Source organism: Martinezella sp. CNPSo 3957 (assembly GCF_057784395.1).
This window is the reverse complement of the sequence record NZ_JBXSOU010000004.1, coordinates 396,497-421,156: the sequence shown is the minus strand read 5'-3', so window position 1 is coordinate 421,156 and position 24,660 is coordinate 396,497. Positions and strand designations below refer to the sequence as shown.

The 24,660-nt window shown below is 59.7% G+C and carries 25 protein-coding genes and 1 riboswitch; of the genes, 11 read left to right on the top strand and 14 right to left on the bottom strand.

Going from position 1 to position 24,660, the window contains the following annotated elements; genetic code table 11:
• The first annotated feature begins 58 nt into the window (after nt 1-58).
• Entirely contained in the window at nt 59-433 is a 375-nt protein-coding gene (locus AC13QE_RS13340) for a VOC family protein (protein WP_015343562.1), read from the top strand.
• 88 nt (nt 434-521) lie between these two features.
• Here the strand turns inward: AC13QE_RS13340 and AC13QE_RS13335 are convergent, their stop codons facing one another.
• Nucleotides 522-818, bottom strand: a complete 297-nt coding sequence (locus AC13QE_RS13335; protein ID WP_488484034.1) for a hypothetical protein — start codon at nt 816-818, stop codon at nt 522-524.
• A gap of 154 nt (nt 819-972) precedes the next feature.
• Nucleotides 973-2,028, bottom strand: coding sequence for an agmatinase (gene speB / locus AC13QE_RS13330; RefSeq protein WP_488484033.1), 1,056 nt, complete (start codon nt 2,026-2,028; stop codon nt 973-975).
• Nucleotides 2,029-2,124: 96 nt separating this feature from the next.
• Between speB and AC13QE_RS13325 the strand changes: the two genes are divergently transcribed.
• Complete coding sequence (locus AC13QE_RS13325) at nt 2,125-3,288, top strand: aminotransferase (protein WP_488484032.1); 1,164 nt, start codon at nt 2,125-2,127, stop codon at nt 3,286-3,288.
• Here AC13QE_RS13325 and AC13QE_RS13320 read toward each other — a convergent pair.
• The 4 genes from AC13QE_RS13320 to hutC form a co-directional block, all read right to left on the bottom strand.
• Nucleotides 3,280-3,804: a flavin reductase family protein gene (locus AC13QE_RS13320; RefSeq protein ID WP_488484031.1), complete on the bottom strand. Its 525-nt coding sequence runs from the start codon at nt 3,802-3,804 to the stop codon at nt 3,280-3,282. The genes AC13QE_RS13325 and AC13QE_RS13320 overlap by 9 nt on opposite strands.
• A gap of 11 nt (nt 3,805-3,815) precedes the next feature.
• Nucleotides 3,816-5,156: an LLM class flavin-dependent oxidoreductase gene (locus AC13QE_RS13315; RefSeq protein WP_488484030.1), complete on the bottom strand. Its 1,341-nt coding sequence runs from the start codon at nt 5,154-5,156 to the stop codon at nt 3,816-3,818.
• Nucleotides 5,157-5,266: 110 nt separating this feature from the next.
• Nucleotides 5,267-6,208 carry a LysR substrate-binding domain-containing protein gene (locus AC13QE_RS13310; protein ID WP_488484029.1) on the bottom strand — a complete coding sequence of 314 codons (942 nt, stop codon included), beginning with the start codon at nt 6,206-6,208 and terminating at the stop codon, nt 5,267-5,269.
• Entirely contained in the window at nt 6,205-6,948 is a 744-nt protein-coding gene (gene hutC, locus AC13QE_RS13305) for a histidine utilization transcriptional repressor HutC (RefSeq protein ID WP_488484028.1), read from the bottom strand. Before hutC ends, AC13QE_RS13310 begins: the two co-directional genes overlap by 4 nt.
• A gap of 230 nt (nt 6,949-7,178) precedes the next feature.
• Between hutC and AC13QE_RS13300 the strand changes: the two genes are divergently transcribed.
• The 4 genes from AC13QE_RS13300 (at nt 7,179) to AC13QE_RS13285 (ending at nt 10,198) form a co-directional block, all read left to right on the top strand.
• Nucleotides 7,179-8,006, top strand: coding sequence for a transporter substrate-binding domain-containing protein (locus tag AC13QE_RS13300; protein WP_015343554.1), 828 nt, complete (start codon nt 7,179-7,181; stop codon nt 8,004-8,006).
• A 97-nt stretch (nt 8,007-8,103) separates the two neighbouring features.
• Nucleotides 8,104-8,745 carry an amino acid ABC transporter permease gene (locus AC13QE_RS13295; RefSeq protein WP_488484027.1) on the top strand — a complete coding sequence of 214 codons (642 nt, stop codon included), beginning with the start codon at nt 8,104-8,106 and terminating at the stop codon, nt 8,743-8,745.
• Nucleotides 8,742-9,410, top strand: a complete 669-nt coding sequence (locus AC13QE_RS13290) for an amino acid ABC transporter permease (protein WP_112608565.1) — start codon at nt 8,742-8,744, stop codon at nt 9,408-9,410. The genes AC13QE_RS13295 and AC13QE_RS13290 overlap by 4 nt, the downstream gene beginning before the upstream one ends.
• The gene (locus tag AC13QE_RS13285; protein ID WP_488484026.1) at nt 9,407-10,198 is read left to right on the top strand and encodes an amino acid ABC transporter ATP-binding protein; all 792 of its coding nucleotides are present in this window, start codon (nt 9,407-9,409) and stop codon (nt 10,196-10,198) included. Before AC13QE_RS13290 ends, AC13QE_RS13285 begins: the two co-directional genes overlap by 4 nt.
• 235 nt (nt 10,199-10,433) lie before the next feature.
• Here the strand turns inward: AC13QE_RS13285 and atzF are convergent, their stop codons facing one another.
• The 8 genes from atzF to AC13QE_RS13245 form a co-directional block, all read right to left on the bottom strand.
• Nucleotides 10,434-12,245: an allophanate hydrolase gene (gene atzF / locus AC13QE_RS13280; RefSeq protein ID WP_488484025.1), complete on the bottom strand. Its 1,812-nt coding sequence runs from the start codon at nt 12,243-12,245 to the stop codon at nt 10,434-10,436.
• A complete protein-coding gene (gene uca / locus AC13QE_RS13275) occupies nt 12,245-15,781 on the bottom strand; it encodes an urea carboxylase (RefSeq protein WP_488484024.1) in 3,537 nt (1,178 codons plus the stop codon). Before uca ends, atzF begins: the two co-directional genes overlap by 1 nt.
• A 1-nt stretch (nt 15,782) precedes the next feature.
• Nucleotides 15,783-16,433 (bottom strand): urea amidolyase associated protein UAAP2, encoded by a 651-nt coding sequence (locus AC13QE_RS13270; protein ID WP_488484023.1) that lies wholly within the window; start codon nt 16,431-16,433, stop codon nt 15,783-15,785.
• A gap of 15 nt (nt 16,434-16,448) precedes the next feature.
• Nucleotides 16,449-17,267 (bottom strand): urea amidolyase associated protein UAAP1, encoded by an 819-nt coding sequence (locus AC13QE_RS13265; RefSeq protein WP_488484022.1) that lies wholly within the window; start codon nt 17,265-17,267, stop codon nt 16,449-16,451.
• 2 nt (nt 17,268-17,269) lie between these two features.
• Nucleotides 17,270-18,091 (bottom strand): ABC transporter ATP-binding protein, encoded by an 822-nt coding sequence (locus AC13QE_RS13260; protein WP_488484021.1) that lies wholly within the window; start codon nt 18,089-18,091, stop codon nt 17,270-17,272.
• Nucleotides 18,088-18,906, bottom strand: a complete 819-nt coding sequence (locus AC13QE_RS13255) for an ABC transporter permease (protein ID WP_488484020.1) — start codon at nt 18,904-18,906, stop codon at nt 18,088-18,090. Before AC13QE_RS13255 ends, AC13QE_RS13260 begins: the two co-directional genes overlap by 4 nt.
• A 53-nt stretch (nt 18,907-18,959) precedes the next feature.
• On the bottom strand, nt 18,960-20,033 hold the full coding sequence (locus AC13QE_RS13250; RefSeq protein WP_015343544.1) for a putative urea ABC transporter substrate-binding protein: 1,074 nt from the start codon (nt 20,031-20,033) through the stop codon (nt 18,960-18,962).
• A 74-nt stretch (nt 20,034-20,107) separates the two neighbouring features.
• A riboswitch (guanidine-I (ykkC/yxkD leader) is annotated at nt 20,108-20,221 on the bottom strand.
• Nucleotides 20,222-20,380: 159 nt separating this feature from the next.
• Complete coding sequence (locus tag AC13QE_RS13245) at nt 20,381-21,280, bottom strand: LysR substrate-binding domain-containing protein (protein WP_488484019.1); 900 nt, start codon at nt 21,278-21,280, stop codon at nt 20,381-20,383.
• Between the two features lie 110 nt (nt 21,281-21,390).
• Here AC13QE_RS13245 and AC13QE_RS13240 point away from each other — a divergent pair, with 110 nt between their 5' ends.
• The 5 genes from AC13QE_RS13240 (at nt 21,391) to AC13QE_RS13220 (ending at nt 24,658) form a co-directional block, all read left to right on the top strand.
• Complete coding sequence (locus AC13QE_RS13240) at nt 21,391-22,143, top strand: SDR family NAD(P)-dependent oxidoreductase (protein WP_488484018.1); 753 nt, start codon at nt 21,391-21,393, stop codon at nt 22,141-22,143.
• Between the two features lie 261 nt (nt 22,144-22,404).
• On the top strand, nt 22,405-22,842 hold the full coding sequence (locus tag AC13QE_RS13235) for a curlin (RefSeq protein ID WP_488484017.1): 438 nt from the start codon (nt 22,405-22,407) through the stop codon (nt 22,840-22,842).
• Nucleotides 22,843-22,911: 69 nt separating this feature from the next.
• Nucleotides 22,912-23,310, top strand: coding sequence for a curli-like amyloid fiber formation chaperone CsgH (gene csgH, locus AC13QE_RS13230; RefSeq protein ID WP_488484016.1), 399 nt, complete (start codon nt 22,912-22,914; stop codon nt 23,308-23,310).
• A 173-nt stretch (nt 23,311-23,483) separates the two neighbouring features.
• Nucleotides 23,484-23,897 carry a curlin gene (locus AC13QE_RS13225; RefSeq protein ID WP_488484015.1) on the top strand — a complete coding sequence of 138 codons (414 nt, stop codon included), beginning with the start codon at nt 23,484-23,486 and terminating at the stop codon, nt 23,895-23,897.
• A 176-nt stretch (nt 23,898-24,073) separates the two neighbouring features.
• Entirely contained in the window at nt 24,074-24,658 is a 585-nt protein-coding gene (locus AC13QE_RS13220; protein WP_488484014.1) for a DUF4337 family protein, read from the top strand.
• Nucleotides 24,659-24,660: the final 2 nt, after the last annotated feature.

The window sequence follows — 24,660 nt, the reverse complement described above, 5'->3', positions numbered from 1 at the left end:
GTAGCGAGGTTGGGGTGGCATTGGATGAGACCTATTGGGTATTTACCGGAGATGAAGCATGTTCACTCACGTCATGATCGGCAGCAACGATTTGGAGCGAGCCAGAAGTTTCTACGACGCCACGTTCGCTGCATTAGGTGGCAATCCCGGCGAGATGGATGAGCGAGGCAGGCTGGTCTATATCCACGAGGGTGGTCGGCTGATGATTACGAAACCGATCGATGGCAAGCCGGCGACCGCGGCCAACGGTGGGACTATCGGTATAGCCGCCGCGAGCCCCGGCCACGTTCTGGCGTGGCATGCCGCTGGTGTCGCGCATGGTGGCATGGCAATCGAAAGCCCGCCCTCCGAGCGTCCGAACGGAGCATTCGTCGCATATCTTCGCGATCCTGACGGCAATAAATTGTCCGCGCGATCTCAGCCGACGAAATGAAATAGGCGTCAATCCGTGCCTGGTGGACAGCCACAATAATGTCGAGTTCGAGCGGATCTCTGTCATGGCAGCATCACGCCGATAGTGGTCAACCCCTTCTTTCGGGGATCAGGCGTATCTGATTTCCGTCACGTGCCGAGACCTTGATCGCCGTCGATATCTCACGAAGCGGTCCACGCGCGACGAGCGCCTCGGGTTGGGGGACTTTTCCAGGACCCGCATCGATAAAGGCGGCCCAGTCGTGTTCGGAATCGAGCATCGCCATGAACGACGTTGCGACGATTGCTTCGCCGCAAGCGGCGCATCGAAGTATGTATGAGCCTCCGTGGACGATCGATTCGGTCTTGTCTAGTCCGCATGAGATGCAGACCAACGTATCACTCATCGCGTCACCCCAATGTCCACTGACTCAAAGACGTCGCGACAACAGAATTCGACATGCGTTCCAGGAGGATCGATGGCGACACACTGTTGTCTGTTCCGTATCGCCATGAAAACCCAGCCTATGCAGCGAAATTGTCTTTCGCTGAACACAATGCTCAGCGGTTGCCGATCGACGGACTGAACACCATGAGGCTCAGGATCTCGAAGAGCACTTGAGCTCCGGCATGTGCGGTGTTGGTCGTCGCGTCATATTGGGGAGCAACCTCGACGACGTCGCCACCGACGAGATTTATACCCTTCAGCCCGCGTATCAGTTCAAGAACCTCGCGCGTCGTCAACCCGCCGACTTCGGGCGTGCCCGTACCGGGCGCAAAACTTGGATCGAGGCTATCGATGTCGAAGGAGAGATAGGTCGGGCCGTCACCGACGATGGATTTGGCCTTGGCAATGACGGCTTCCATCCCCATTCCGCTGAGGTCTTCCGCGTGGATCACGGTCATTCCCGACTTATAGGAGAATTCCCATAGATATTCCGCCGAACCACGGATGCCGATCTGGATGGTCCTTGTCGGATCGAGCACGCCGTCCAGCACGGCGTTGCGAAACGGTCCGCCATGATGAAACTTCGTCTGATCGAAGGCGCCGCTGGTGTCGCAGTGCGCATCGATATGAATGAGGCCTACCGGCTCCTTCCGTCCGACCGCCTTCAAAATGGGATGGGTAATAGAGTGGTCACCTCCGACCGAGAGCGGCACGACGCCGGCGTCGACAATCTGGCCGATACGCTTCTCTATATCGTCGTGGCTGAGTTCCAGCCGGTAGCGGCTCTGGAACGGCACGTCGCCAATATCGGCAACGCGAAGATCGAAGACCGGCGCCGTTCCCAGAACATGGTTGTAAGGACCGATCCTCTCGATGGCGCGAAGGGCGCGTGGTCCGAAGCGGGAGCCGGGGCGGTTGGTGACGCCGAGATCCATCGGAATTCCCGTGATCGCGACCTGGAGATTGCCGAAATCCGGCTCGTCGGCTGCGACCTGCATGTAGGGCGCGCTGAGGAAAGTCGGCACACCGGCGTATGGTGCCAGTCTCGTGCCGCTCTTGGAGATGATCTTCTCCGCGACTTTGCGAAACTTCTCGTCGAATATCTCGCCGCCATTGCTATCTGCAAATTCCGCGCGCAGCTGTTCGAGCCGCATCTTGTCCCACACCATGCGCATCCGTCTCCACTTGAGATCCGTATCACTCAACAAAGAGGTTGAGAAAGCAATTGGTATCGTTGTAGCAATCGGTATCAAAGAGAAATCGATATGACCGCTGCAAAATCCAATTCGCTCGTTGCCCGCCTCTCCCCTCCACCCATCCCTTCCGTCGTTGCCTGGGGTCGCGAATACAAGGGATTGAAGGGTCCACTCATTGATCTGTCGCAGGCAGTTCCCGGCTATCCAGCGCATCCTGAAATGCTGCGTCTTCTCGGCGAGACGGCTGCACAACAGGCGATGACGGGATACGGCCCGATCGAGGGCGAGCCTTTGCTGCGGCAGGCCTACGCCGCCCATGTCGCAGAAATCTACGGCGCGGACATATCTGCCGGCAACATCCATATCACGGCGGGCTGCAATCAGGCGTTCATGTGCACGGCGATTGCTCTTGCTGGCGCCGGCGATACGGTCGCGCTCACCAATCCCTTCTATTTCAATCATGACACGACGCTATCGATGCTGGGAATCGAGCGGATGCTGGTCGACTGCGATCCCGCAGCCGGCTTTCTTCCGGATCTCGGTTTAGCTGAGGCCGCGCTTTCCGCCGGCGTGAAGATGCTTGCCGTCGTTACGCCCAACAATCCTACCGGAGCAGTCTATCCGCCCGAGCTGCTTCACGCGCTTTTCAGGCTCTGCCGAAAATATGGCGCCTGGCTGGTTGTTGACGAAACCTACCGCGATTTCCTGGCCGAAGATTACGGCCCGCCGCACGCCCTGCTGTCGGAGCCGGGCTGGGAGGATACGCTCGTTCTTCTCTACAGCTTTTCGAAATCCTTCTGCATCCCAGGTCATCGCCTCGGTGCCGTCACGGCAGGTCCTGGGCTCATTTCAGAGATCGCGAAGGTCATGGACAATATGCAGATCTGCGCCCCGCGTTCGGCTCAGATCGCCGTTGCCTCGGCTCTGCCTATCCTTGCCGACTGGCGGGCCGGCAACCGGCTGGAAATCACCCGTCGTGCCAATGCCTTGAGGGGAGCGTTTTCCGAGCTGGCTGGCTGGGAGATTGCAGCGATCGGCGCCTATTTCGCCTTTGTTCGCCATCCTTTCGAGGGCCGATCGTCGTCCGAGGTGGCCGAAGAACTTGCGAGGGAACGCGGCGTGGTCTGCATACCCGGGGCATATTTCGGCCAGGGGCAGGAGCGCTATCTTAGATTTGCCTTTGCCAATGTCGATGTTGCCTCGATCAGGTTATTGCCGGATCGTCTACGCTAGACAGCGCTCATCAACCGCCGCCGGAAGGTCATGATAGCCGCCTTGCCAGTAGAGCAGTGGCCCGGCGTCCCGCCGGATTTCCATCGCGCAGATATGCCCGATCAGAATGGCATGGGAATGGTGATGGAATGCGGTTTCGAGCTTGCAGTCGAGGACTGTCAGGGCATTTTCAAGTGCGGCGGCACCTGTCTTGAGGCGATACCACCCGGCACCCTCGTAGCGGTCGGCGCCCTTGCGTCCGCCAATGCCGGAAAAGGATTGCGCGACGTGCTGTTGGTCGGCCGCAAGCACGTTGACGCAGAAACAGCCATACCGCTGCAGCGCCGGCCAGGAGGAAGAGGTCCTGTTGATGCTGACGATGACGGAAGGCCGATCAGCCGAAAATGAGGAAACCGATGTTGCGGTGAAGCCGGTGCGGTCTTGGCTATCACCGACCGTTATCACGCTGACCGCACCGGCCAGATGACGCATCGATAGTCTGAATTCCGCATCGCTGATCAGAGCCTCTTCACCCATTGGACAGGCCCTCAGTTGTTGGCAAAGCGGTTTGCCGGCGTTGAAATGCCGAGGTTTTCGCGCAGGGTCTTGCCTTCATATTCCTCGCGGAACAGTCCGCGGCGGCGCAACTCCGGCAGGACGAGCCGTACGAAATCGTCGAGGCTGGACGGCAAGGTCGGAAACATCAGGATAAAGCCGTCGGCGGCTCGCGTCTCGAACCACTCTTCCATGTAGTCGGCGATCTGGGCTGGCGTACCCGTTATGCCATTGCCGGTGTGCTTCTCTGCATAGTGCCGGATCAGTTCGCCGACCGTGTGGCCGCTCTTCACGAAATCGACCAACTCGTCGAACAAGGCGCGCGATCCTTTTGGCGCCGCCGGCAGCCGGTCCATCGGGAAGGGTTCATCGAGAGCCACGCCGCGCAAGTCCGCCTCCAGGAACTCCGAGAGCATCAACCGCCCGACATCGGGATGCATCTTGTCGATCAGATAGGCCACCTTCGCCTTTGCCTCGGCTTCGGTTTCACCAACATTGATGACGATGCCCGGCATGATTTTCAGATCGTCTCTATCACGGCCATAGGCCGCCATCCGGCTTTTGACTTTGTCGTAGAAGGACCGGTTCCGCTCGATGTTCGATGCGAGGCTGAAGACGATCTCGGCGGTGCGTGCCGCCATATCCATTCCGGGTTCGGAACCGCCCGCCTGGGCGATGACGGGGCGACCCTGCGGCGTGCGCGCGATATTGAGGGGGCCGCGAACCTGAAAGTGCTTGCCCTTGTGGTTGAGCGTGTGGTGCTTGTCCTTGTTATAGTAGACGCCGGATTCGCGATCGAGAAGGAGTGCGCCTTCCTCGAAACTGTCCCAAAGGCCGAAGACGACGTCGACGAACTCGTTGCCACGCTCATAGCGCAGCGCGTGCGGATCCAGCCCCTCGCGATTGAAGTTGTAGCCGGTTTCGTCATGGTCTGACGTGACGACATTCCAGCAGGCGCGGCCCTTGCTCAGATGGTCGATCGAGGCAAACAGACGGGCTACATTGTAGGGCTCATAGTAGCTCGTCGAGACCGTTGCCACGAGACCGAGATCGTTGGTCGTCACCGCGAGTGCCGAGAGCAGCGATAGGGGCTCGAAGCGGTTCATCTTTGTGGGAATGCGGGCGAGTGCGTTCGGATCGCCGACGGCCGCTGCCGGAGAATCGGCCATGAACATGAAATCGAATTTCGCCGCCTCGGATCGTTTGGCGACATCGAGCAGATGCGCGAAGTCGTTGGCGCCGTTGACATCGCTTGCCGGATGCAGCCAGGAGGCCGGATGGAAGCCGAACGTGTAGACGAAAGTTCCCAGTTTCATCTTGTCGGTCCGTGCCATCGAATTCTCCCTTTATGTCGGTCTCGCATTCCTTTGAAGGCGGATGCGTAAATTATCGCCAGGCGCAAAATTTCATCAATATCGTAGAGCTGAGTTCCGTTTTAGTTTTTCTAAAATGTTGGTGCGGGCGCCGATACCAGGCCCTGCTGGCGGGATATGGCGACGAGCCAATCGCGAAACTGGCGTCCGTGCGGTTTTTCCAGGGCGGCCCTGTCCCAGGCGAGAAAGTAGCTTTCGCGCAGGGGAATGCGTATGTCGACGGGAATGACCAGCGTTTGCGCCTCGAGCTCATCTGCAATCATCGACATCTGCGCGAGAACGACGCCGCGCTTGTTGACGGCGGCATCAATTGCGCTGCTCGACAGGGTGAAGGAAAGGCCGGCGGCGGTTTCCTCGAGCGTCGCCCCCGTCTTCGCGGCGAATTCAAGCCAGCTTGGATAGGGCGTGAAATGCCGCTCCCATTCGACATGCAAGAGCGGATATTGAAGAAGTTGTGCTGCGGAAGGCGCCTTGCCCTTGATCAGGGCCGGTGAACAGACGGGAACCACCCAATCGCGGAACAGCTCGGTATAATGTTCATGCTGCAATACGTCCGATCCGTAGCTGATACGGAAATCGATGTCGTCGAAGCCCATGCGCGGTTCCTTGTCGCGACCGACGATCCTGACATGCGCGTTTGGATGCAGGGCTTGCCAGTCGAAGATCCGGCGCCCGATCCATTTGTTGACGACGGAAGATAGCGCGCTGAGAACCAGGGCATTCTCGTTGCGAGCCCGTTCCAGGATCTGCTCCGCGGCTGCGAATTGTTCGAAACCTTTCGATATTTCCTGATGATAGAGCCGTCCCCATTGGGTGAGCTCCACCGTGCGACCATTGCGTTCGAGTAAGGTGACGCCGAGAAAGCTCTCGATCTTGCGGATCTGCTGACTGATCGCTCCGGGCGAAACCTTCAGCTCCAAGGCTGCGGCGCTCACGCCGCCGCAACGGCCGACGGCTTCGAAGGCCTGCAAGCCCTTGAGCGGAACTGCCCTGTTGATCCGTTTGTCGTTCAAGAAGTGCTTCCTTGCGGTCGTTGATCGATGACACCTCTTTCATTGGGATGAAAGTCGCCGGCGAACTGGAAACGATCGCCGGGATGGATGAATTCGACATAGGTGACCGTGCGACTGCTCTGCCACGTCTGACGGATGAGCGTCAGGCAGGCTTCACCGCGTTCGGTCTCAAGCAGGCGTGCCGTCGCGGCATCGACCGAGACGGCACGAATGACATGCCGGGCCTTCGACCAGGGCACCCTGTCCAGCAACCATTTGCCTGGTGGTACCGACGCGAAACTCTCGGTTCTTGCTGATGGCACCAGGTCCAGCATGATGATGCGCCGCTCCAGCGCATTCGCCTTGCCGTCGACTGCATGCAGGCAATGGAGCCGCAGGATCTCCGCTCCCATGGTTTCGCCGAGCCGCATCGCCGTGGCAGAATCGAGCCTTTCGACTTTCCGCATCAACATCGTGTGGCTATGTTCATGTCCCGCCAACTCCGCTTCCGTGGAAATGTCCTGGATGTCCATGACCGTGCGGTCGATTTGCCGCGAAGCGACAAAGGAGCCGAGCTTGCGACGACGTATGATCATGCCACGCTCAGCCAGGGTTGAAAGCGCCTTGTTCACGGTCATCCGAGAGCATCGATACTCTTTCAGCAGCTCATGTTCGACAGGTATTCGGTACCCCGGCGGCCAGATGCCGCTCACGATCCTGCTTTCGATATCCTTCAGAATTCTCTGATGAATTGGGACCAACGCTCGCCTTGCTCCGGCAATGAATTCAATGTCCGTGAAAACCGCTTCTGCCAGATCCATCGGGCATCATACGGCATAATTCTTGCGTTCGTTATGTTTTGTATTTGACAGTGTAGGCGAGGCTGTATCTATTTGTATAGACAAAAAAGGTCATAGAAATCGGCCTGACGGGACAATGCTTGGGGAACCTGAACCTTCCGAAGGAAGGGTACAAAACTGGAGAGAAAGACATGACGAAGAATTCGCTTCTGAAGGGGTTGGTTGGCGCCGCGCTTTTGTTTGGCGCAACGATTTCGGCCCATGCGGCTGATACGCTTGCCGCGGTCAAGGCCGCCGGCACCCTGAAGGTCGGCACCGAGACGGCCTTCGCCCCGTTCGATTTCATCGATGCAGGCAAGCATGTCGGCTTGAACGTCGACCTCTTCGATGAGATCGGCAAGGAGTTGGGCGTGAAGATCGAATGGGTCACGCTTCCATGGGACGGCGTATTCCCAGCGCTTGAAGCCGGCAAGTTCGACGTCGTTGCCGGCCCGGCAACCATCACCAAGAAGCGCATGGAGCGCTATCGCTTCACGCCGCCTTTGGCCGAAGCAACCATCGCGATCCTGAAAAAGGCCGGTGACAAGACGATCAGCAAACCGGAAGACATCGCCGGCAAGAAGATCGGCGTCGGCAAGGCAACAGCGCAGCTCGATCAGCTGAAGGAGTTTTCCGAAACCCTGCCGACCAAGGTCGATATCCGCGAATATCCAGCCTTTACGGAATCTTACGCCGACCTCGCAGCCGGCCGTATCGCCGGCGTAGCCAACTCGTTGCCGAATATTGCGTTCGTTGCCAAACAGCGCGAAGGCACGTTCGAAGTCGTGCTGCCGCCCTTCGGCAAGAAGTCCTATTTCGGCTTCATCGGCCTGAAGGACGCCGATCATGCACCGTTGATGGACGCTATCGACGCAGCCATGCTGAAGATCAAGGCTGACGGCCGCATGGCGACGCTGCAGAAGAAGTGGTTCGGCGCAAGCTTCGATACGCCTGATGCCGTTAAGGACCCGGCATTCTGATCAGCCCTCGGAAACCGGCCGTGCCCACTTTGTTGTCGGGCACGGCTGACGACCGAGATCCCAGCTTCCTGGTCACCACACGGGCGAACACTCAACAATGTCCATCGAGCTCTTTGGATTGCTTGTGCAGGCATCCATCTACACGGTGACGATCAGCTTTGTGTCGATCTTTATCGGTTTTGCAATTGCGATCCTGATTTCGGGCATGTTGCTGACGGGGCGTAGCCTTTTCGTGCGACCTGCCCAGTTTTTCATCAGCTTTTTTCGCGGCGTGCCGCTGCTGGTGCAGTTGCTGCTGATCTACAATCTGCTCCCGGCTGTCGGCCTCAACGTGCCGAGCATCGTTGCCGCCGTCATCGGCCTGTCGCTCTGCACGGCTGCCTACCAGGCAGAGAACCTGCGCGGTGGCTTTGCCAGCGTGCCTGTCGGCCTTGTGGAGTCGGCGGAGATGGTTGGCCTGACGCCGCGCCAGATCTTCCGCCGCATCAAAGTTCCCATTGCACTGCGCCTGACATTTCCGGCTCTTGTCAACGAGGCGATTCTCATTCTGAAGGCATCGTCGCTGGTCTCTGTTGTCGGTATCGTCGAACTGACCCGTATGGCCCAGGATCTTGCCGGTAGCACCTTTCTGCCACTGCAGATCTTCGCCTCGGCAGGCCTCATCTATCTCGTGATCAACTGGGTGGTGGCGCTTGCCGGCGGCTTGATCGAAAGCAGATTGCCCGGAGTGCCGCGATGACCTTCGACATCAACGTCCTGATCGGGCAGTGGCCCGCCATCCTCAGCGGTGCCGGCGTAACGATCATGATCTGGATTATAGGCACCATTGCCGCGGCCGTTATCGGTTTCCTGATGGCGGTTGCCCGGCAATATGGCGGCGTGGTGGTCGACAAGGTGCTGGGTGCCATCGTGGCGGTGCTGCGCGGCACGCCGTTTCTTATCCAGATCTTCCTCGTCTATTATGGCGGCCCTTTCGTCGGCCTCGAGCTCGATCCAGTGCCTGCAGGATTGATCGGCATTTCGATCTATGGCGCGGCCTATTTCAGCGAAATCTTTCGTTCCGGATTTCGGGCCGTGCCGAAAGGCCATATCGAAGCTGGCGAATGCGTCGGCTTGACGCGCGGGCAGATCATCAGGCGCATTCTCTTGCCGGAGATGACGATGCTGGTGCTGCCGCCTTGCGTGAACATGACCGTCATCCTGATGAAGGAGACGGCGGTCCTCTCCATCATCACCGTGCCGGAATTGACGGCGACGCTGAGCGCGATCGGATCGCAGCAATATGCCTTCGTCGAGGCGCTTTCGGCCCTGGCGCTCTTTTACTGGGTGCTGGTCGAAGTCACCGGCTGGCTTGGCAACCTTGCCGAAACGAAACTTTCCAGATTCAGGTTTTTCAACGCATGAGCGTCCCCGCTATAGAAGTCAGGAATCTCGTCAAGACGTTCGGAGAGACCACCGTCCTTCACGGCATCGATCTTGCCATCGAGCCGGGGCAGGTCTCCTGCCTCATCGGTCCATCCGGTTCCGGCAAGAGCACGCTCTTGCGATGCATGGCTTTTCTTGAAGAGGCAACGCGCGGGACGATCTCCATCAATGGCGAGGTCCTTGGCTTTGCCGAGGATTCTCAGGGGCGTCGTGAACGTATCTCCGCAGCCGCCAATCGTTCTATCCGCGCCCAGATCGGCATGGTTTTCCAGCAGTTCAATCTTTGGCCGCATATGACGGCGCTCGGCAATGTCAGCGAGGCATTGAAGATGGTTCACAAGATGAACCGAAAGCAAGCCGAGGATGCGGCCATGGTGCAACTCGTCAAGGTCGGGCTCGAAGCGAGGGCGGGGCATTATCCCTCGCAGCTTTCCGGCGGGCAGCAGCAGCGCGTTGCGATCGCCCGCGCTTTGGCTTTGAAGCCGAAGATCATGCTGTTTGATGAGCCGACATCATCGCTCGATCCGGAACTGACCGGCGAGGTCTTGAACGTTATGCGCGACCTGGCAGCCGAAGGCATGACCATGGTTGTCGTTTCACACGAAATCGGTTTCGCTGCTACCGTCGGCCAGCAGATCATCTTTCTCGATCACGGCAAGGTGCTGTTTAGCGGGCCGCCCCAAGAAGTGTTCAAGAAGCCGAGAAATCCTCGTCTCGAGCAATTCCTCGACACCTATCTCGACCGTGGTGCATCGATGTTGCTCTGATGCTGATGTGGTGACCGGAGTGAGTGCAATCATCCCGTATGACGGCACTCACTCGTCGGCGTTTTCCCTTCGGCATCGGTGAACCCGCTCAGTACAAAGTATTTTATCGGTTTCCGAGACTGCTTTGCTGCGAGCGAGGCAGCTCATGGCTGCCAATTGCCTGGGTTCTCGCGATCAGGCCATGAAGGACGATCTGCAATGCCTGCAGGAGAATCTTTCTCATCTCGTATCTCCTTTAAGCCGTGGCATTCGCGTCGCGAATGAAATTTCGCCAGCCGCCAAATCCGGTGATATCCCTGGCGCCGGCTGTGGCATGGGCTTCACAGAGGAATCCGGAAACATGGCTGCCGTCCTCAAGCTGGATCTTGCCGATCCCCAGCGGGGCGGGAATATTCTGGACGAAGTGGGCAAATGCGGCCGGCGGTAACGCCCATACCTCGACTTCGATACCGTTGCCGGCAAAGTTCGGATCGCGCACCAAACCCGGCTTGGGTGGTATCGTCCCCGGCAGGGCGAAAAGTCGGTAACTGCCGTCCGTTCGACCCGTCTTCATTCTGTATCCGCCTTTTCCGGTGAGCTCGTGGTTGAGCGGCATACCGGTCAGATGCGCGCCGACAACGACGATCGGAACGACGTCAGCGGCTTCGGGTGTCACGCGGCTTCTGACCGGCAGTGCCGCCATGCGATCCCTACCCATTCCGCTATTTGCCGCTCGATGCATGGCATCGGCGAAAGGCGCCAAAGCATCGTCGGTAAAGGCCGGCCCGACGAGCATCACGCCGGCTGGCAGATGGCCGTCGCCGTCGAAGCCCGCGGGTATGGCGATCGCTGCGCAATCAAGCAGATTGGCGAAATTGGTATAACGGCCGAAATGGCTGTTCCTGACGATCGGATCGGCCTGCATTTCCTCGACGGTATAGGTCGTGGGCGATGTCGGCAGCATCAGGAAATCGACCTTCTCCCATTCCCCCTTCGTCTTTTGCCGCAATGCTTCCAGCCGGTACTTGCCCTCGAAGGCGGCGACCGCGTCGTAGCCTTTCGCGCCCTCGATGATGGTTCTGACCGTCGGATCGAAATCGTCGGCATTGCTTGCGAGGAAATCCTTGACCGCCGCCAGGCGCTCGGCAACCCAGGGGCCGCTGTAGAGCAGTTCGGCGGCCTGCCGGAAAGGGGTGTAGTCGAAAGGCACGATCTCCGCGCCGAGCGATCTCGCCCTGTCGATTGCGGCATCATAGAGGGCTTCGACTTGGCTGTTGCCGTAGAATTCGCGCTCGGCTCCGGCGAGCACGCCGACGCGAGGGCGTGCTGATGGCAGGGTCGTTGGTGTTGCCTCCCGCGAGAACGGATCTCGTGCGTCATAGCCTTCCATGATCCGGCGAACGGCGATGCCATCACCGACGGTTGCGGCGAACACTGTGACGACATCGACGCTGCGGCAAGCCGGCACCACGCCGACATTGGGAACGAGGCCCGGCGTCGGCTTTATGCCGACGAGATTATTGAAAGCAGCCGGCACCCGGCCGGAGCCTGCAGTATCGGTTCCGAGCGAGAAGCTCGCAAGACCAGCAGCGACCGCTACGGCGGAGCCGGAGCTGGAGCCGCCGGAGACATAGGCGCGATCGAAAACGGAGCGGGGTGCGCCATGGGGCGAGCGTGTGCCATTGAGGCCGGTTGCGAACTGGTCGAGGTTGGTCTTGCCGATGATGATTGCGCCGGCGGCCCTCAGACGCGCTATCACCGCCGCGTCCTCCTCAGGATGATAGGCAAAGGCTGGGCAGGCGGCCGTCGTTGGCAGGCCTGCGACATCGATATTGTCCTTGACCGCAAAAGGTATGCCCCAAAGCGGCAGGCTGTTGGGCTCGGGTGCCGTCGTCAGCAATTCCGTCGCCGCCGCTCGCAAGGCCTCAGGAGATGTCGGCGTGATGAAGATTGCCGGATCATCTGACGCCCCGCATCGGGCGATAATCTCCTCCACGAGGTCGAGCGGCGATAGACCTGCTCCATAAGCCTCTTTCAACGAGGTTAGGTCGAGGATAGTAGGCAGCATCAGATTTCCTCCAGAATGACAAGCACGTCGCCGGCCTTGACGTTGCGCCCAGGTGCTGCGCGCAGATCGCGGACGCGTCCCGCAGCGTGGGCGGTGACGTTGATTTCCATTTTCATCGACTCGATGATGGCCAAAGTATCGCCGGCTGCGACCGGCTGGCCTTCCTCGACAAGTATCTTCCAAACATTGCCGGGCACCGCGCTTTCGATGCCGAAGCAACCTTCCGGTATATCTCCGGCAAGGGCAGGGCCGGCACCTTCGTCGACCGAGAAGCTGTCGAGCCCTAGCTCCTTCCAGCGTTGCCGTTCCGCCTCGAAGGCTGCCTGCTGCCTGGACTTGAAAACACCGATCGCTACAGCCTCGCGTGCGAGGTCCGCCTCATAGGCAGCGTAGGAGAATTCCGTCTCCTCGATCCTGATCGGATAGCCACCGTGCGGGAAGGCCGCACGCGCCTCATTCAGTTCCTCATGCGTGACGGGGAAGAAGCGGATCTGGTCGAAGAAGTTGAGAAGCCATGGCTTGTCCTTGGCAAAGACCGGCGTTTGCCGCCAGCTGTTCCAGACCTGGATCGTGCGGCCGAAGAGCTGGTAGCCGCCCGGTCCCTCCATGCCATAGATGCACATATAGGCACCGCCAATGCCGACGGCGTTTTCCGGTGTCCAGGTGCGCGCCGGATTATACTTGGTGGTCACCAGCCTGTGCCGCGGATCGATCGGCGTGGCAACCGGCGCCCCGAGATAGACATCGCCAAGGCCAAGCACAAGATAGCTTGCATCAAAGACGATATCGCGCACCGCCTGCTCATCGGGCAGGTCGTTGATGCGGCGGATGAACTCGATGTTGGAAGGGCACCATGGCGCATTCGGGCGTACGAGCTCCTGATACTTACGCATAGCAAGCTCGGCCTGCGGATCGTTCCAGGAAAGCGGCAGATGCACGATCCGACTTGGGACTTTTACCTCCTGCGCCGGCGGCAGTTTTGCCTCGATCTCGGTCAAAAGGCCAACGAGGCGTTTCCGCGTCAGCGTCGTACCGTCATAATGGATCTGCAGCGAACGGATGCCGGGCGTCAGGTCGATGATCCCCGGCAGGCGTGCCTCGACGACTGCCTGCATCAGCAGATGCACGCGCAAACGCAGGGCGATATCAAGTGTCATCGGCCCGTATTCGATAAGCAGGTTGTCATCACCCTGCCGGCGATAGACGACAGGCACCGGCCCATCCTGGCTTTGGCCAACGATCGCCGATCCGGTTTCCTCGAGTGCACGGCGAACTGTCGGACCGGCGATAGCGTCCTGACTGCGCGCCACCGGGTGAAAACGGATTTTGTCGCCCGGCTTGAACTGGCCCATCTTCCATTGCTCGTCGCGCGCGATGACGGCCGGGCAGACGAAGCCGCCAAGGCTCGGCCCATCCGGGCCGAGAATGATCGGCATGTCGCCGGTGAAGTCGATCGCGCCGATCGCATAGGCATTGTCGTGAAGATTGGAGGGGTGAAGACCAGCCTCGCCGCCGTCGCTGCGTGCCCATTTGGGGGCAGGGCCGATCAGGCGCACGCCGGTGCGGGCACTGTTGAAATGCACTTCGTATTCGGTCGAAAACAGCGTTTCGATGTCTTCGTGCAGAAAGAAGTCCGGCGCGCCGTGTGGTCCATAGACGACGCCGACCTCCCAGGTGCGCGTGAGGGCTGCCGGCATGTCCGCCGGCTTGGCCTGAGGCTGGGGTGCGCGTGCCAGTCGCAATACATGGCCGGTCTGGAGAGTACCGGTCGCATGGCCTCCGAAGCGGCCGAGGCCGAAGGTTGCCCTGGAGCCGAGCATGAGCGGCGCGGCGAAACCGCCCTCAACGGCGAGATAGGAGCGCTGGCCCGGGCCTTCTATGGCGCCGATGGCAAGCGTCTGCCCTGCTTTTGCGATGACGGCCTCACCATGAGGTAATGGAACGCCATCGAGGCTCATCGGCATATGGGCGCCCGCAAGCGCGATCGTGACGTCGGAGAAGATCTTGAGCACCGGGCCCGAGACGGTCAGCTCCAGAGCCGCGGTCTCATCGGCATTGCCGACCAGCCTGTTTGCCTGGCGGAACGAGCGTTCGTCCATCGGCCCGCTCGGTGGCACGCCGACATGCCAGAGCCCCAGCCTGCCGGGAAGCTCCTGAATGCTCGATTGCGCGCCGGGTGCCACCACCTCGATGACGTCGGGCACGAAGGGAAAATCCTTCAGCGCCGTCGTTGCCACCTTGCCGCTGGTGAGCAGTTCCGATCCGGCGATAGCCTTCAGATAGTCGAGGTTGGTCTCGATGCCGGAGATGGAGCTTTGCGAAAGTGCGGTTTTGAGTTTCTCGATCGCGGCCGGCCGGTCTTCGGCCGCAACGATCACCTTGGCAAGCATCGGGTCGTAATAGGGAGTGACCTCCGTACCCGTCTCGATCCAGCCGTCGACGCGCGTGCCCTCCGGAAAAGTAACTTCGGTCAAAAGGCCGGCGCTTGGCCTGAAGCCCGCATGCGGCATCTCGGCATAGATGCGCGCCTCGATCGCCGCGCCCCTCGGAGCACGTCGATCGTTGCCTGTGATCACCTCTTCGCCGGCCGCCTGGCGGATCATCCACTCGACGAGATCGATGCCGTAGACGGCCTCGGTGACCGGATGTTCGACCTGAAGCCTCGTATTGACCTCGAGGAAGTAGAATTCCTCGCGCGCGGGGTCATAAATGAATTCGACCGTGCCGGCGGACTGATAGTGGGCGGAGGTGCCGAGTGCCACCGCCGCTGCATGGAGATTTTTGCGCACCGAAGGCGAAAGATCGGGCGCGGGCGTCTCTTCGATCACCTTCTGATTCCGGCGCTGCAACGAGCAATCGCGCTCGCCAAGCGCGATCACACCGCCTTTGCCGTCGCCGAAGATCTGTACCTCGACATGCCGAGCCTTGGAAACGAAGCGCTCCAGATAGACACGGGCATCGCCAAAGCTTGCTTTTGCCGTGCGTTGCACGCTGTCGAAGGCGGTCTTCAGGCTCATGGCATCGTCGCAGAGCTGCATGCCGATGCCGCCGCCGCCGGCCGTAGACTTCAGCATAACCGGATAGCCAATCTCCGCCGCGGCAGCGAGCGCCGCTTCGCTGGTTTCGACGAGGTCGCTACCCGGAAGCAGCGGCACCCCGCTTGTGCGCGCCAATTCGCGCGCCGTGTGCTTGAGCCCGAAGGCGGCAATATTGTCCGGCGTCGGCCCGATGAAGACGATGCCTTCCTTTGCCAGCCGTTCGGCAAAACCGATGTTTTCCGACAAGAAGCCATAGCCAGGATGCACCGCCTCGGCGCCGGTTGCCTTGCAGGCGGCAATGACGGCGTCGATATTGAGATAGCTCTCCAAGGCCGGCGCCGGGCCGAGCCTGACGGCTTCGTCGGCCATCAGGGATGCCTTTGAGAAACGGTCTGCATCGGAATAGACGGCGACGGAGGCAATGCCCATGCGCCGCAGCGTCCCGATGATCCGGACGGCGATCTCGCCGCGATTGGCGATCAATATTTTCTTGAACATCTCAGGCCTCACCGTCCCATACGAGAACACGGATCGGCGTCGGGTCGAAGCCGTTGCAGGGATTGTTGATCTGCGGGCAATTGGAGATGACCAGGAGCACGTCCATTTCGGCCTTGAGCTCGACATAGTCGCCAGGCGCGGAGATGCCGTCGACGATCGTCATCTCACCTGATGGTTCGATCGGCACGTTCATGAAGAAATTGATGTTGGGCACGACGTCGCGCTTGCCCATGCCATGTTTTGAGACTTCCAGCACGAAATTGTCTCGGCAGGCGTGAAGATATTTCGTGTCATGGCCGAAGCGAACGGTATTGCTCTCGCAGGAGCAGGCGCCCGCCGATGTGTCATGACGGCCGCAGCTGTCGGCAGTCATCGTCAGCATGACGCGCCCCTCGTTGGAGATGATCCGGGTGCCCGTGGTGATATAGGCGGCGCCCTGTTCGCGCATCGTATCCTGGTTGGAGTAGCGCTCGGAATAATCCCCGGCATTGTAGAACAGCGTGTCGATCGCCTGCTGGCCGTAGCTATCCTCGATGCGCAGCGTCTGGCCCTTGCGCACGATCGTCGAAAATGGCGCCTCGGCAGCGATGAAATGATCCTGCACCGCCTTGTCGAGCGTGCGGGACGGCGCGGTCTGAATGAAATCGCTCATGATCGTTCTCCCGGCTCAAAGATTGGCGAAGGCGTTGTTTTCAAAGCCGCGCACGGCTTCGGCGGTAGCTGTCCGGCACAGATCGTCTTCAGCGATAGGCTGGGCGGCAATGCGGGTCACGGTCACTGGTTTCGGCGCGTAATGCGGGTTTGGATCGAGCGGGTGAGGGCAGTTGGAAAAGCCGACGATCATGTCCATTTCGGCCCGAAGATGGATATAGTCGCCATCGTGCAGTAGTTCCGGCTTCCACGCGAACTTGCCGTTCGCATTGACCCGGACGGGTGCAAAAAGCGTCAAGGCGGCGGGAATATCGCGCCGATCCAAGCCTGCTTTCGTTGCGAGCAGGATGAAGTTATCGCGGCTGTTGCGCAGGCCTTGGCCATATTTTGCCTCGTTGGAGGCGGCGGTGGAGCCTCCCATCAGGCAATCATGGGCGCCGGAGGAATCTTCCGTCACCGAGAACATGACGCGGCCCATGTCGGAAAAGATCACGCGGCCCTTCGACAGCGCCGTCGTCCATTGCACCTTGACCGTATCGACAAGGTTCAGCCGCTCGCTCGGATCCGCCGCGTTCCAGGCAATCAGCGATATGGCGGAAAAGCCCTGCTCCTGCGCGATGCGCAGCGTCTCGCCCGTCTTGACACGCGTCGACCAGTACCAGCCGCCGGGCAGCGTCTCGCGGTGGAGGACAAGGGCCGGGTCGATGGGCGGGGCGGGAAGCGGGCTTGGCGCCGGCAATGCCTTTGGCGCGAATTCCAGCCCCTTCCTTTGGTGGTCTTCATACCGCGCGCGATTGGCGGCGATTTCTTCCGGCGAACGTCTGACGTGCTGCATGGCTAAATATCTCCCGACGGTGCCAGGTCGTCCCGGCGGTGCCCCAGGGAAGAGACCGGGCCGTCCCGGTCGGGGCCAAAGATCGAGGCTGCGCCGGCAATACGCGGCGGCCAGATGGAAATGTCCTTGGTAATGGTGGCGCCGTAGCGCTCCTTCTCCTCGGGCCTGTCGCGGCGGCGCTCGAAGGCGACGACGCGGGTCGCAAGCGTGAAGGCCTCGCGCATGTCATGGGTCACCATGACTACGGTCATCTGCGTCTCGTGCCAGAGGCGCTTCATCAGCGTATGGATTTCGGCGCGGATGCCCGGATCGAGCGCACCGAAGGGTTCGTCGAGCAGCAGCACTTTCGGCCGCATGATGAGCGCCTGGGCGAGCGCCAGGCGCTGCTGCATGCCGCCGGAAAGCTGGGCCGGATATTTGTTCTCGGCGCCGGCAAGACCGACTTCCGCAAGAAGCCCACGCGCCTCCTCAATGGCGTTCCGGCGTGCCGAGCCGAACAACCTCGCCTTGTAGCGCGAAGCGGCGAGCTCCTTGCCGAGCAGCACGTTGCCGAGTGCTGTCAGATGCGGAAAGACCGAATAGCGCTGGAAGACCACGCCGCGATCGGCGCCGGGTTCCGCAGGCAAGACCGCGCCATCAAGCAGGATCGTCCCGCGTGTCGGCTGCTCTTGCCCCAAAAGCATGCGCAGGAAGGTGGACTTGCCGCAGCCGGAGGGCCCGACGAGCGCGACGAAGGCACGCGAGTCGACCGTCAGCGAGACATCCTCGAGCACGATCTGGTCGCCATATTCCTTCCAGACCTTCTCGATTTTGAGTTCGCTCATGCCTGCTTCTCCAGTTCGGACCAGGGGAAGACGGCAATGCGGATGCGATCGAGCAGGTAGTTCATGAGCACGGCAAGTAGGGTGATCCAGACGACATAAGGAAAGATCACGTCCATCGAGAGGTAGCGGCGAACGAGGAAGATGCGGTAGCCGAGGCCGGAATCGGATGAGATCGCTTCGGCGGCGATCAGGAACAGCCAGGCCGGCCCGAGCTGCAGCCTGAGGCAGGTTATCAGCCGAGGCAGGATCTGCGGCAGCACGACACGAAGGGCGATCTGCCAGGATGAGCCGCCAAGCGTCTCGGCCTTGACGATCTGTTCGCGCGGCAGTTCCAGCGCCTTCAGGGCCAGATCCCGGACCATCGTCGGTGCGACACCGATGACGATCAGGGCAATTTTGGAGGTTTCCCCAAGGCCCATGACGATGAAGAGCATGGGCAGCAATGCCAGCGGCGGGACCATGGAAATGACGGCGACGAAAGGAGACAGAAGCGCTCTCAGATAGGGTAGCATGCCGATCAGCATGCCCAGGCAAAGCGCGATCGCTGTGGAGATGCCAAGGCCGGAGAGCAGCCGGACGAGGCTTGCCCCGGTATCGGACCACAGAAGGTAATCTCCCGTGCGCGGATCGGCGAGGAAGGCCATGCGGTTGATGGCGTCGGCAAAGCCGGCGAAATTTGGAAGCAGCTTGTCATTGGCGTTTTCGGCAAGCCTTGAGGCAGAGCCGATCGCATAGGCAATGATGAGCAGCGCAAACGGCAAAAGCGTCAAGGCAAGCTGCGCACCGGGACTTGGCTTGGTATTGATCCAGCGCATGAAAGGCTCCGCGAAAAGGCTGGCGGCGCTGGCGCGCCGCCGTTCAAGGAAGCTCAGAGCGACCCGTCGGTGGCCGACTTCATGTAGGCTTCGGTGAAGCGAAGCTTGACGTTGTTGCCGTCGCCGAGGACCTTGCCGTCGGGCATTTCGATGCCGATGACATCGGCGGAAGGCGCGCCATTGCCGAGAAGCCCCTTCTGGAAAAGGAAGTTGCGCACCAGATCCATGGTCTTCGGCAGGTTTGGCGAGGCGGTGAAGGAAAGCGCGTCGGCAGGCTTGTCGAAAAGCCGGGTTGCGGCGAGCTGCGCCTCGAAGCCCTTGAGGTCGGTACCCGATGCCTTGCCCATGGCCTCGCGGGCAGCCTTGCCCTCCGGCGTGTCGGCCTTCGTCAGCGCGGCCGTTTCATACCAGATGCCGGCGAGTGCCTTGCCGAAATTCGGGTTGTCCTTGAGCACATTGCTGTTGGCGACCATCAGATCGATGATCTCGCCGGGGACCTGCGAACTGTCGAAGACTTTTTTGGCGCTGGGGTCCTCGAGAATGGTCGAAACCAGCGGGTTCCAGGTGACAACAGCCGAGACGTCAGGCGTCTTGTACGCTGCGACCATATCGGCATCCGAGGTGTTGACCACCTTCACGTCGCGTTCGCTGAGCTTGATGCTGTCGAGGGCGCGGGCAAGCAGATAGTGCGAAACGGAATATTCGACGAGGTTGACGTTCTGGCCCTTGATGTCGGCAAGGCTCGTCTTGTCCTTGAGGATGACGGCGTCATTGCCGTTCGAGAAGTCGCCGACGATGACGGCCGTCGTATCGACACCTCCAGCCGCGGGAATCGACAGGCCGTCCATGTTGGTGAGCGTCACGGCATCGAAGGCGCCGGCCGTATATTGGTTCATCGACTCGACATAGTCGTTGAACTGGGTGACCTCGATATTGATGCCGTATTTATCGGCCCATTTCTTGACGATGCCGTGATCGCTCGCATAGCCCCAGGGCATCCAGCCGACATAGATCGACCAGGCGACCTTAAAGCTGGTCTTCGGCGCAGCACTGGCGACGGAACCGAGCCCGAGGGCCAGCGAAACGGACAGGGCTGTAACGGAAAGGATTTTCGAAAAAGTCTGCATTGAAATTCCCCTTTTGCTTTTGTCAAAAAGGGATCGGCAAAGACCATCGCGCCGCCAATCCCTTGGCTTACGAGGTCTCCCGGGCTTTTATCCCGCCGTGCATCCGGTGGGATTTCTCCCCCAGCCGGTGGTGGCTCTCGGACCAGCCACGCTCCATGTGAAGCGCCGGAACCCTAGCCACCAACTCAGAAAAATATGAAGCAAGCAGCGTGCCAGATCGTAACCTATTGATTTCGTTGCTGAGAGGGTGTTGCGATTCTGGTGAAAAATTAAGCAACAGAAAAATTTGCATGAACAGTGTGCATATTTACGGGTGCGTTCGACTTGGCGCAGGGCTGAGAATTGCCTTAGCGTACCAGTGCATCCTTGGGAAAACCGGCAGCGAGGCTATCGATGAAACTGCGGACCGCTGGCGGAAGACCGCGGCGCGTCGTGAACACAATATGGACCAATCCCTTCACCCCGCGCCAGGTTGGTAATACGCGCACGAGTTCGCCCTGATCGAGCGCTTGCCGGCAAGTATGATCGGGCAACAATGCGACGCCCAGGCCTGCAAGCGCGGCTGCCCTCACGGCAGTAAAGTCGGCGCAGCCCATTCTCGGCTCATGGCGAAACACGTGCGTCTGGCCCTCCTCCGTCTCGAGAAACCAATTGACCTCACTCTGGTCATCCGTCGTCGAAAGCGTCGGTTGGATCGACAGGTCATTGAGGCTGTGGATGCGGGCGGCGACCTGTGGGTTTGCGACGAGAATCCGGACTGAATTTCCGAGCGACCTCATGGTCAGCGACGCATCGCCATCGAGCGATGTTCGGACCCGAAGCGCGACATCGATCCGTTCCTCGATGAGGTTGACCGGCCGATCGATCGCGACGAGTTGCAGGCGCACCTTCGGATGCCGTGCCAGGAATTGCATCACAAGCGCGGAGATCGGCTCGACCAGTCCTGTCGGGCAACTCATACGGATCAGGCCATGTGGCTCCGATTGAGCTTCGGCCACCAGGGCTTCGGCGCGCTCGGCTTCCGCCAGCATCGCCTTGCAGCGCTCATAGAAGGATTGGCCGATATCGGTCACCCGAAAGCGGCGGCTCGATCTTTCAATCAGCCGTACTCCGAGCCGTTCCTCGAGCCCCGCAACCCGCCGGCTCAGCTTCGACTTCGGCTCGCGCAGAACTCGTCCCGCGGCAGCGAACCCACCATGGGCGACGACCTCGGCAAAGTAGAATAGATCGTTGAGGTCAGATCGCATCGTCGTTCTCCACTTGGAACGATGAGTATCAAATCTGCCTGCTATTTGCAGCATCGTTCTGCTGGCATGTTCTTCTCAACGGCAACGAGCCGCAACAAAGGAGCATGACAGTGAGCAGGAAATTCGAAAACAAGGTTGTGATTGTAACCGGCGGCACGAGCGGCATTGGCCTTGCCACAGCAAAAGCTTTCTCCCAGGAAGGAGCTGCGGTCTTCATCACGGGCCGGCGCAGGGAAGCGCTCGATGCTGCCATTCGGCAGATCGGCGGCCGTGTCAAAGGTGTGCAGGCCGATATGAGCAAGCTTGTCGATATCGACCGCTTGTATGATGCTGTTCAGCAGGAGCATTCGCACATCGATGTGGTTTTTGCGAATGCCGGCGGCGGCGAGATGGTGCCTCTCGGCGCGATTACCGAAGAACACTATCAGAAGACATTCGACACCAACGTGAAGGGCACGCTCTTCACCGTTCAGAAGGCGCTGCCGCTCCTGCGCGATGGCGGTTCGATCGTCCTCACTTCGTCGATTACGAGCATCTCCGGCACACCTGCCTTCAGCGTCTACTCGGCAACCAAGGCCGCCGTGCGTAATTTCGCTCGCAACTGGATCCTCGATCTCAAGGATCGCCACATTCGCGTTAATGCCGTCAGTCCCGGCGTCACCGAAACAGCCGGTCTCGACGAACTCTTCGGCAATGGTGAGAGCGCCGAGAACACGAAGAACTACCTCGCGAGCCTCATTCCCGCCGGCCGCATCGGGCAGCCCGAGGAGATCGCCAACGCAGTCCTCTTCCTAGCATCCGAAGAGGCCTCCTTCATAAACGGTATCGAACTCTTTATCGACGGCGGTCAAGCCCAGATCTAAGGCATGATCGCAGGGAGAACGACCACGTCAGGCATCGCAACGATGCTTGATTAGTCTCCGCCCGTTGAAGACGTTTTACAGGCCTGAGTCCGATCGTTGGAGCGGTGTCGCTATGGCATGGCGCGCTCGCTCCTCGACGATCCGGGCGCGGATTTCTGCGAATGAATGCTGTCTGAATGGTGCCTTCAGCTTCCGTTCCAAGGACAGGTTCTAGAAGAGAGACGTTCAACCGCGGTCTTATCCGCCTCAGGAGACATAGTCATGATCCGCACGTCTATCATTGCAACCGCACTCGTCGCACTCGTCGGCATCACCGCCGCAGCCCCCGCCATGGCCAATGATGTGCGTATCGAACAATATGGCTGGTCGAACTCCGCAGGCGGTGCTCAGGAAGGATACGGAAACCGGATCAGAACCTATCAGAACGGTGGCTACAACCGGATCATCGGCCATCAATATGGTCGTCACAATCTTTCGGCGGTCGGTCAGGAAGGTAACGATAACTATGGCGCTACTTATCAGAACGGCAACCGCAACGTAGCCGGCATCGGTCAGTTCGGCTCCAACCATACGACCATCCTCACGCAGGACGGCAATGGCAATATCGCGGCCGGCGTACAGGTCGGTCATGGTTGCAGCGCCAATGTCAGCCAGGGCGGTAACGGCAATGTCGCGGCCTTCGTCCAGGCATGCCCTTAAGGCACGGACACGATTGCGCAACGACAAAGACACCAGGATCTCAACTGCAGGCCGTTAGGAGGATGACCCATGGCAAATAACGTCAAATATCCGCGCCACCTGATGGCGATTCTAGCATTGGTCCTGCTTCCCGTCGGCGCCGTAGCGGCCATGACTGCGGCCAATCAATCCGACGGGGCGCAGCTTTGCGAAATCAAGGCAACGCCTGGAGCAGGTATGGTGAGACTGGATGCGCTCGTCCACGCCGACAAGCATGTCGGCGGGACCTACACTTTCCATGTCGAAAAAGCCGGAAACGGTGGAAGTTCCGCCATCAACCAAAGTGGCGATTTCGACGCCAAGGCGGGACAGGCAGCAATTCTCAGTTCCGTTTCGCTCGACTCCAAAGGAACGGAATACAAGGCGACGCTGGATGTCGTGATCGGAAATAAGAGTTTCAGCTGCACAAAGCAGAGCGGCGACGACTGATCGGCCTACATAACCCCGCTAATTCCCCAAAAGGGCGCCGACCTCCGGCGCCCTTTTGTTTTCCATCAGCCTGAAATGACTGAACGAGAACTGAACGGGTAATTCCGAATTGGTTCAGCCGCGAAATGCGAGAGTTGATCATCGGCCAAGGCAGCCGACACATGGAGATCAGGATGACCCGCAACGTGTTTAAGATCCTTACCGTCACCCTTCTTGCCGGGACCCTGGGGCAGGTGGCATTGGACGCCCCGGCCTATGCTGGCGGCCGGATCTCGTTCAACCTCGCGCCGGATAATGCCGAGGATGCCAATATTTTCTCCACCGGATTGCGGGTCTATTCGCTCTACCGCGATCTGAAGGGCGCCGATATCCGGCAGCTGGGACGGGGAAATGCGGCCGGCATCGCTCAGGCTGGCCGCGGTAACGTCGGCTTCATCCAGCAACGGGGCAATGGCCATTCCGCGACCTTGCAGCAGAATGGCAATAACAATGCCTATGGCATTTTCCAATACGGGCGAAATACGGAAACCAACGTGGTGCAGGATGGCGATAACGGTATTGGCGCTACCTTCAGCTATGGCTGGTAAGTAATCTAATAAGGCAATCTAAAGCAGATCGAGAGTAGTGCTCATCCATCGAACTCCGGTCAGGCTCTCTATCTCTGGAATTGGGCCATGTAGGGGAAATCTCTTTTCAGCCCGTTTCAGTTGCAAAGATTCATGCAAGAATATGCATCCGATTATTCTACTTTTTGAGCTGCACAATGCCTGAAGAGATCGAGGTTGATACCGATAAGTTGCGCGAAGCTATCGACGAGGAGATCGAGCGGAAATCCGCCTCGCTGCTGCGTTTCATCGCTCTGACGACGGCGTTCTTTGCCGCGCTCGCGGCAATCGGCTCCCTTCTAGCGGGAGGCTCGATCAACGAGGCGCTGGCTTTGAAGACCGAAGCGGCTCAAAAGCAGGCCCAAGCCTCCGATCAGTGGGCTTATTATCAGGCGAAAGGTATCAAGGCCGCGATCCTCAAATCACAGATTGAGCTGCTCGCCGCGCAAGGCAAACCGGTGCCGCCGGATCTTGATGAAACGAGCCGGCGATATGCGGATGAAGAAAAATCAATCAGCGCTGCAGCTAATGAACTTGAAAAAATGCGGGATGAGAAGGATGAGGAAGCCAATCTCCTTATTCATCGTCATCACTACTACGCCTACGCGGTCGCCATGCTGCAGGTGGCAATCGCATTGGGTGCGGTGGCAGCCCTGACCCGCCGGCGCCCGGCGTGGTGGGGATCCGCGGCTCTGGGTCTTGTGGGTGGCACGCTTCTATTATGGGCCTGGGTCGCGGGGTAATT

Excerpts from the sequence above, each read along its gene's own strand:
- AC13QE_RS13300 (WP_015343554.1), top strand. The coding sequence starts at position 7,179 with ATGACGAAGAATTCGCTTCTGAAGGGGTTGGTTGGCGCCGCGCTTTTG.
- AC13QE_RS13225 (WP_488484015.1), top strand. The coding sequence starts at position 23,484 with ATGACCCGCAACGTGTTTAAGATCCTTACCGTCACCCTTCTTGCCGGG.
- AC13QE_RS13340 (WP_015343562.1), top strand. The coding sequence starts at position 59 with ATGTTCACTCACGTCATGATCGGCAGCAACGATTTGGAGCGAGCCAGA.
- AC13QE_RS13235 (WP_488484017.1), top strand. The coding sequence starts at position 22,405 with ATGATCCGCACGTCTATCATTGCAACCGCACTCGTCGCACTCGTCGGC.
- speB (WP_488484033.1), bottom strand. The coding sequence starts at position 2,028 with ATGGTGTGGGACAAGATGCGGCTCGAACAGCTGCGCGCGGAATTTGCA.
- AC13QE_RS13290 (WP_112608565.1), top strand. The coding sequence starts at position 8,742 with ATGACCTTCGACATCAACGTCCTGATCGGGCAGTGGCCCGCCATCCTC.
- atzF (WP_488484025.1), bottom strand. The coding sequence starts at position 12,245 with ATGCTGCCTACTATCCTCGACCTAACCTCGTTGAAAGAGGCTTATGGA.
- AC13QE_RS13315 (WP_488484030.1), bottom strand. The coding sequence starts at position 5,156 with ATGGCACGGACCGACAAGATGAAACTGGGAACTTTCGTCTACACGTTC.
- AC13QE_RS13335 (WP_488484034.1), bottom strand. The coding sequence starts at position 818 with ATGAGTGATACGTTGGTCTGCATCTCATGCGGACTAGACAAGACCGAA.
- AC13QE_RS13295 (WP_488484027.1), top strand. The coding sequence starts at position 8,104 with ATGTCCATCGAGCTCTTTGGATTGCTTGTGCAGGCATCCATCTACACG.
- AC13QE_RS13255 (WP_488484020.1), bottom strand. The coding sequence starts at position 18,906 with ATGCGCTGGATCAATACCAAGCCAAGTCCCGGTGCGCAGCTTGCCTTG.
- uca (WP_488484024.1), bottom strand. The coding sequence starts at position 15,781 with ATGTTCAAGAAAATATTGATCGCCAATCGCGGCGAGATCGCCGTCCGG.
- AC13QE_RS13265 (WP_488484022.1), bottom strand. The coding sequence starts at position 17,267 with ATGCAGCACGTCAGACGTTCGCCGGAAGAAATCGCCGCCAATCGCGCG.
- AC13QE_RS13250 (WP_015343544.1), bottom strand. The coding sequence starts at position 20,033 with ATGCAGACTTTTTCGAAAATCCTTTCCGTTACAGCCCTGTCCGTTTCG.
- AC13QE_RS13270 (WP_488484023.1), bottom strand. The coding sequence starts at position 16,433 with ATGAGCGATTTCATTCAGACCGCGCCGTCCCGCACGCTCGACAAGGCG.
- AC13QE_RS13325 (WP_488484032.1), top strand. The coding sequence starts at position 2,125 with ATGACCGCTGCAAAATCCAATTCGCTCGTTGCCCGCCTCTCCCCTCCA.
- AC13QE_RS13220 (WP_488484014.1), top strand. The coding sequence starts at position 24,074 with ATGCCTGAAGAGATCGAGGTTGATACCGATAAGTTGCGCGAAGCTATC.
- AC13QE_RS13320 (WP_488484031.1), bottom strand. The coding sequence starts at position 3,804 with ATGGGTGAAGAGGCTCTGATCAGCGATGCGGAATTCAGACTATCGATG.
- AC13QE_RS13260 (WP_488484021.1), bottom strand. The coding sequence starts at position 18,091 with ATGAGCGAACTCAAAATCGAGAAGGTCTGGAAGGAATATGGCGACCAG.
- AC13QE_RS13245 (WP_488484019.1), bottom strand. The coding sequence starts at position 21,280 with ATGCGATCTGACCTCAACGATCTATTCTACTTTGCCGAGGTCGTCGCC.
- AC13QE_RS13285 (WP_488484026.1), top strand. The coding sequence starts at position 9,407 with ATGAGCGTCCCCGCTATAGAAGTCAGGAATCTCGTCAAGACGTTCGGA.
- csgH (WP_488484016.1), top strand. The coding sequence starts at position 22,912 with ATGGCAAATAACGTCAAATATCCGCGCCACCTGATGGCGATTCTAGCA.